Source organism: Streptomyces sp. NPDC058701, from assembly GCF_042715295.1.
GTDB lineage: Bacteria > Actinomycetota > Actinomycetes > Streptomycetales > Streptomycetaceae > Streptomyces.
In genome coordinates, this window is record NZ_JBHXSY010000010.1 from 190656 (window position 1) to 197097 (window position 6442).

The window sequence follows — 6442 nt, forward strand, 5'->3', positions numbered from 1 at the left end:
CCGGTGGCCCCGGCCGGCGGTCAGCGCAGCAGCTGGTGCTGCAGGATCACCGTCTGGTGGAGCGGCACGGTGGGCAGATCGCCCTTCCGGGTCTGGAGGATCACCGCCTGGACGTCACCGGACTGGACGCACCCGACCCGGAGCTTCTCGTCGCCCACCGGGACGGCCTCCTCGTGGACCGAGACACCGGTCGCGTCGGGAAACGACTGGTCGATCCGCGCCCTGCCCCAGACCGCGTCGGTCTCGATCCGGTTCACGCCGTTCAGGTTCATGTCGGGACCGCAGCCGTCGAAGGCGTCCGTGAAGCCCGAAGCGTGGAAGCGGAGCAGGTAGACACGGGTCCGGATGCCGTCCGGGGTGGTCCATCCGCGTCCGACGATCTGACGCAGCCCGTCGTCGGCGAACGCCTGCTTCATCTTGGCCCGCCCGGAGGTCTCGTACTCCTCCAGGAAGGTGTCGACGGCCACCACGCTGTCCTTCTCCACCTTCAGCGCGGCGTCCGGGGTGGACCCGAGGGGCGCCGGCAGGAGCAGCTGGGTGAGGCCGGCGTAGTGGATGCCGTCCTCGTTGTCCGCGGCGAAGGGCAGGGCCGCGCCCGGGGGCAGCGTCGGCTTGGCCAGCTCCGGGTAGGTCCAGCGGCCGTCGGCCGCGGTGGACAGGCCGGGGACGTCGGTGCGCTCGGGCTGCGCGATCCCGTACGCGACCCCCGATCCGGCGGCGCCGAAGACGAGGACGGCGGCCGTCCAGCGCAGGACCGCGAACAGCTTGCGGCGATCCTTGGGGGCCGTTGCCGGGGCCGGATCTCCGACTGCCGCGCCGGCTTCGGACGCGGGCTGGGCGTCCGGGACCGATTCCGGTACGGGCGGGGCGGGCGGGGCTTCCGGGGCGGGCCCGGCTCCGATGGTGTGCTGCTCGGTCACGCGGACTCCCCCGGGGACTTCAGGTGGTTCAGCTGGTTCTTGAGCAACCCGACGGCCTCGGTCGCCGAGAAGGAGGGTTTCGGCCCGAAGGCGCGGAAGTTGACCATCACGTCGCCTTGGACCGCCACGCAGTAGAGGGAGTCGATCTTCTCCTTCTTCTCCTCGCCGACCGGCAGCATCCAGCACGTGGCGTCCGGGTGGCCGTCGACCTTCGGCGCCGCGCGGTCGGCGCCTCTGAGCTCCATGAGCTTCTTGGTGACCTCCGAGAACCCGCCCACGGCCTGCGGATCGGCCTGCATGATGCGGACCTCCGCGACCAGGTCGCCGGAGCCCTTGGTGTAGCTGCGCCCGGCCAGGCCCTTGAGCTTGAGCCCGGCCAGCATGTCGTCGCGCTTCTTGCGCTCCGTGCTGGACAGGCCGTCCCGGGCTTCCTTGAAGCCCTCGACGGCCTTCTCGCCGGAGACGAAGAAGTTGTTCCCGTCGCCCGCCAGGTCGGGGCCCGTCGTGAAGCCGTTCGGCTCCGGGAGGAGCTTGCCCGAGAGGGCGTTCGCGGGTACCCGTGCCGGCCCCTCGGGCTCCTCGGTCTTCTCCCCGGCGGGGACCCAGTAGGCGGTGGGCGCGGTCCGGTCGGCGTCCGCGATGGCGGAGGCCGCCCAGACACCGCCGCCCACGAGCACGGCGGCGGCCAGCCCCGCGGCGGTGAACGCCGCCTTCCTGCGGCGGCGCGGGGCCACGGCAGCGACGGACGCGGCCTCGGGCTGCGCGGCCGATGCCCCGGGGAGCGGAGCCTCGGGCGCGGGTGTTCCGGCCGCGGTGTTCTCGTTCTGCGGCTCGGTCACAGTCGCTCCAGCTGTCGTTCGGCCAGGCGGACGATGTCGCCCTCGGCAATCTTCCCGCCGCGGGTGTTGTAGTAGACGATCCCCATTACGATGTCGCCGCGACGGGCGATGGCCGCAGCGCTACGGACCGGGAGGAAGCCCGGCTTCTCCCTGACCTTCGAGTTCACCCACACGTGCCCGAGATCTCCGGACATGCCGGGAATGGCCACGCCGGCGTTGCCCGCTTCCTCCGGCATGAAGGCGGACTGCCCCTGCTGGAAGTCGTTCGCGCCGGCGTAGTTGTTGAACTGGATCAGCTGGACCTCGACGAAGATGTCGTCGCCCTGCGACCACCGTGTCGCGGCGACCCGCCGCAGGCCGTCGCCCGCCAGGTGACGCAGGGCCAGGTCCGGCTCCTCGAAGGTCGCCGCGTAGACGTCGAGACTGTCGTACCCCTTCCCCCCCGGCTTGGCGCCGTCGGGGACCTCGATCAGGAGCTCGGCGAGGTCGCCGTCGTTCTTGTGCCACCGGTTGGCATTGACCGTCTTGTTCGTCGTGCTGTCGTCCGGCGCGAGCGCCTTCGGGGCCACGAGGTTCTGCTGGGCCAGCGGAGGCAGCGGGGTGGGCGCGCGGTGGTATTGGACCGCGTAACCGGTGATCGTCCCCGCGAGGACGCCGAGTACGGCCGCGGCCGCGATCAGGAGGGTCGTGCGGCTCCGGCTCCGACGCGGTGGTGCCACGGCGGCAGCGCCTGCGACGGCATCGGGCGTCACGGCGTCGGCCACCGGTACGACGACCGGGTCCGGACCGTCCGACCCCGGGCGGGTTTCACCCTGTTCCCGCAGCTCGGAGGCGTTCTGTGCATGTTCCAAGGAAGTCCCCCACAGGGCTGGACGCGCCGGCTCGTTACCCGCGCGTACCCATGACCCGTTCAGGGACCAAGCAGTTGTAAGGATGCTTATTACGTTCTCGTCTCGCCGGGTTTCACGGCTCGCGGCGCCGCTTTCCGTCCAGTTCGTCCCACCACTCGTCGGACTTCGGGTCGCCCGAGGGGTCGTCCCACCAGCGGTCGTCCGGTCCGCGCCGGTTGGCGATCATCGCGGCGACCGGCGGGATGACCATGGCGACCACGCACAGGGCGACCGCGGCCTCCACCGACCACAGGCGCACGAAGGACCAGGCGGAGACGAAGAGGAACAGGCATCCGCCCATGAGCAGGAAGTAGACGCGTCGGCGCCGGGCGTACATACCTCCAGCGTAGAGCGGCACGCCCCGCTGACAAGTGCGGCGACGCGGATGTGGACCCGGGCGCCGCCCCGGGCGCGGACGGCACGAAGGGCCGCACCCCGATCCAGTGGCGTCCAACCCCCGGGGGTGCGGCCCTTCGGCCGGCTCTGCGGTTATACGGTCCCGCGGTTACGCGGTGCCGCGGTTACGCGGTGCCGCGCGGATCGGCGGTCAGACCGCGATCGCGACGTCCGTCACGCCGCCGGCGTCGGCGACCACGACGTTGCGGTCGGCCGTGCCGCCCGGGACGAGCGCGCGCAGCGTCCAGGAGCCGGTCGCCGCGTAGAAGCGGAACTGGCCGGTCGCCGAGGTCGGGACCTCGGCGGTGAACTCGCCGGTCGAGTCCAGCAGGCGGACGTAGCCGGACACCGGCTCACCGCCCCGGGTGATCTGGCCCTGGATGGCGGTCTCACCGGGCTTCAGCGTCGCGAGGTCGGGCCCGCCGATCTGTGCTCCACACATGTTCTCTGTCCTGTCCTAGAGAGGTCGTACGTGACTACGGGCCCTGCGTGCCCGGCGGGGTCGACTGCTGGATTACTTGTTGGGGCCGAGCTCGATCGGCACGCCGACCAGCGAGCCGTACTCGGTCCACGAGCCGTCGTAGTTCTTGACGTTCTCCTGGCCCAGCAGCTCGTGCAGCACGAACCACGTGAGCGCGGAACGCTCACCGATGCGGCAGTAGGCGATGGTGTCCTTCGCCAGGTCGACCTGCTCGGCCTCGTAGAGGGCGGTCAGCTCGTCGTCCGACTTGAAGGTGCCGTCGTCGTTGGCGTTCTTCGACCACGGGATGTTGCGGGCGGTCGGCACGTGGCCGGGGCGCTGCGACTGCTCCTGCGGGAGGTGCGCCGGGGCGAGCAGCTTGCCGGAGAACTCGTCGGGCGAGCGGACGTCGACCAGGTTCAGGGAGCCGATGGCGGCCGTGACGTCGTCACGGAAGGCGCGGATGGACTTGTCCTGCGGCTTGGCCTTGTAGTCGGTGGCCGGACGGTTCGGGACCTCCTTGCCGTCGACCAGGTCGCGGGAGTCGAGCTCCCACTTCTTGCGGCCGCCGTCGAGGAGCTTGACGTCCTGGTGGCCGTAGAGCTTGAAGTACCAGTAGGCGTAGGACGCGAACCAGTTGTTGTTGCCGCCGTAGAGGACGACGGTGTCGTCGTTGGAGATGCCCTTGGCGGAGAGGAGCTTCTCGAAGCCCTCCTGGTCCACGAAGTCACGGCGGACCGGGTCCTGGAGGTCGCTCTTCCAGTCGATCCGGACGGCGTTGGTGATGTGGTTCTTGTCGTAGGCGGACGTGTCCTCGTCCACCTCGACGATGACGACGTTCGCGTCGTTCAGGTGGGCCTCGACCCAGTCGGCGTCTACGAGGACGTCGCTGCGGCTCATGGTGTTCTCCTCCGGGCAGTGTGCGGCGGGCCGTGCTGCGGGTGCTGCGGGGTGCGTGCGTTCCGGATGCGCTCGCCCGGCCCTGCGCGGGGAGGCGTCAGGGGATGGGGAGCAGGTGCGGTCACGCGGGAAAAGCCGTCGTCCGGCTGGTGGAGCGGATGCGCTCCACAGGTCACATGGATCGACAGAGCATGGCGGCGACGCGACACAGGTCTACTGCCCGCCGCTTCGTGAGGTCCGCCTGCTGATGCTTCATAGGCATGGATCGTAGGGACGAATCGGCCGCCCTGTCACCGGTGTGTCATATACCGAGACAGGATCGTCCGGATAATGGGATGTCATGACCCCGGGCGACCGCCGCACCGCTCCCGGAGCCCTTCCTGCGGCCCGTCCATCTGCTGATCGGACCGCACCGTCTCACGATCCGGCCAACACCACGTTCGAGCCGCTCAGCGCGAGGTGCACACCGGCCTCGTCGGAAGTCAGGGACGACAGCCGCAGACCCACGGGCAGTCCGCCGTCGAGCCGGCGGTCGAAGTCGGTCTTCTTGCGGACCAGGCCCTCGATCCCGGGGATGCCCTCGCCGGGCACCTCCTCCGCGTGCACGCGGACGACCTTGCCGCCCTTGCCGTCCTTCGCGTCCTCCAGGGTGACGGTCGACACCACGCTGCGCGTCAGGGACTTGCCCAACACCTCGATCCCGGCGGTGACCTTCACCTTGCCCGGCGCGCCGCCGTAGGCGAGGGTCGCGCCCGTCTGCGAGGCCGTGGTCAGGTCGGCGTACGTGATGAGGGCGCTGCCCTCGGCCCGCCGGGCGGTGCCCCGCGTGTAGTCCCCGTTCAGGGTCACGCCGCGGAAGCTCGCGTCGAGCTCCGCGAGACGGGTCTTGCGGCCGTCCGCCATCGCCTCGACGCCACGCAGCTTCAGGTCGACCCGGTCCAGGTCCCGGCTCGCCGCCTGGGTCAGGAACGGGAAGCCGTGTATCTCCACCTCCGCGGTGCCCGCCAGGCCCTGGCGGGACTGGATCCGGTCCGCGAGCTGGTTCTCGGCGTACCCTGCCGCCCAGCGGTCCGCGCCGACGAACAGCGCCCCCAGGACCACACCGATGATCACGACCACACGTAGAAAGCGCACGTGCCCCTCCCCTGCTACTTGTCGGTACGTGCGCCTAGTGGACCATGCCCGTTGTCGGGCAGGGATCAGCCCACCACCCGCCCGACCAGGTAGACGACGGGCGCGGCGGCCGCCAGCGGCAGCGCGACCCCGGCCGTCATGTGGACGAACTTCGACGGGTAGTCGTACGCCGCCACGCGCAGTCCGATCAGCGCGCACACCCCGGCGGCGAGGCCGACCAGGGCCCCGCCCGCCCCGAGGGAGTTGAGCCCTCCGACGGCGATGCCGGCACCGGCGGCGGCCGCCAGCGAGACGCCGACGGAGGGCGCGGTGGGCAGCGGCAGGGCGCGGGCGAAGACGGCGACCGCGACGGCGGCCGCGCCGACGGTGACGGCGTCGGAGTCCGCGGCCAGGTAGCCGGCGCAGACGATCGCCAGGGCGGCGGAGGCCACCGAGGCCATCAGCCCGTACATCCGCTCGTCGGGGTCGGCGTGGCTGCGCAGCTGGAGCACGAGGGTGAGCAGCACCCAGGCGCCGAGGGTGCCGACGATCGCGCCGGGACCGTACGGCTCGCCCACCGCGAGCACCGCCGCGTCGGCGACCAGGGCCCCGGCGAAGGCGAGGGCGATGCCCTGGCGGGCCGGCCACATGCCGTTGAGGCGGAACCAGCCGGCCGCGGTGAGCCCCTGGAGGGCGACCAGCGGCACGAGCAGGGCGTACGCCCCGAACGCGGCGGCCGCGGCGAGGAGCACCCCGAGGGCGGCGGTCAGCAGGGCGGCCTGCGGGCCCGGGTCGATGATCGGCGACCGGCCCTCGGCGCGGGCCTGGGCGGGGTCGACGGCCCGCAGGGTGTTCCCGGCGAGGGTCGGCGGGGAGTACGCGGGCTCCTCCCCGGCCTCCTCCACGGGGCCGGGCGCGGCATGG

General features: G+C 71.6%; 8 protein-coding genes and 1 pseudogene. All 9 read right to left on the minus strand.

The window, feature by feature from the left end:
• Window positions 1-20: 20 nt before the first annotated feature.
• Window positions 21-920, minus strand: coding sequence for a hypothetical protein (locus ACFWW8_RS14160; RefSeq protein WP_386527991.1), 900 nt, complete (start codon window positions 918-920; stop codon window positions 21-23).
• Window positions 917-1759: a hypothetical protein gene (locus tag ACFWW8_RS14165; protein WP_386527994.1), complete on the minus strand. Its 843-nt coding sequence runs from the start codon at window positions 1757-1759 to the stop codon at window positions 917-919. Before ACFWW8_RS14165 ends, ACFWW8_RS14160 begins: the two co-directional genes overlap by 4 nt.
• Window positions 1756-2610 carry a hypothetical protein gene (locus ACFWW8_RS14170; protein WP_386527996.1) on the minus strand — a complete coding sequence of 285 codons (855 nt, stop codon included), beginning with the start codon at window positions 2608-2610 and terminating at the stop codon, window positions 1756-1758. The genes ACFWW8_RS14165 and ACFWW8_RS14170 overlap by 4 nt, the downstream gene beginning before the upstream one ends.
• A 112-nt stretch (window positions 2611-2722) precedes the next feature.
• A complete protein-coding gene (locus ACFWW8_RS14175) occupies window positions 2723-2986 on the minus strand; it encodes a DUF3099 domain-containing protein (protein WP_351271116.1) in 264 nt (87 codons plus the stop codon).
• Between the two features lie 210 nt (window positions 2987-3196).
• On the minus strand, window positions 3197-3487 hold the full coding sequence (locus tag ACFWW8_RS14180) for a DUF1416 domain-containing protein (protein WP_386527999.1): 291 nt from the start codon (window positions 3485-3487) through the stop codon (window positions 3197-3199).
• A 72-nt stretch (window positions 3488-3559) separates the two neighbouring features.
• Window positions 3560-4405 carry a sulfurtransferase gene (locus ACFWW8_RS14185; RefSeq protein ID WP_386528001.1) on the minus strand — a complete coding sequence of 282 codons (846 nt, stop codon included), beginning with the start codon at window positions 4403-4405 and terminating at the stop codon, window positions 3560-3562.
• Between the two features lie 172 nt (window positions 4406-4577).
• Window positions 4578-4667, minus strand: coding sequence for an Ms5788A family Cys-rich leader peptide (locus tag ACFWW8_RS14190; protein ID WP_353962230.1), 90 nt, complete (start codon window positions 4665-4667; stop codon window positions 4578-4580).
• A gap of 155 nt (window positions 4668-4822) precedes the next feature.
• Window positions 4823-5539: a DUF2993 domain-containing protein gene (locus ACFWW8_RS14195; RefSeq protein ID WP_386528004.1), complete on the minus strand. Its 717-nt coding sequence runs from the start codon at window positions 5537-5539 to the stop codon at window positions 4823-4825.
• A gap of 65 nt (window positions 5540-5604) precedes the next feature.
• A pseudogene (locus ACFWW8_RS14200) lies at window positions 5605-6442 on the minus strand (hypothetical protein); the annotation flags it as partial.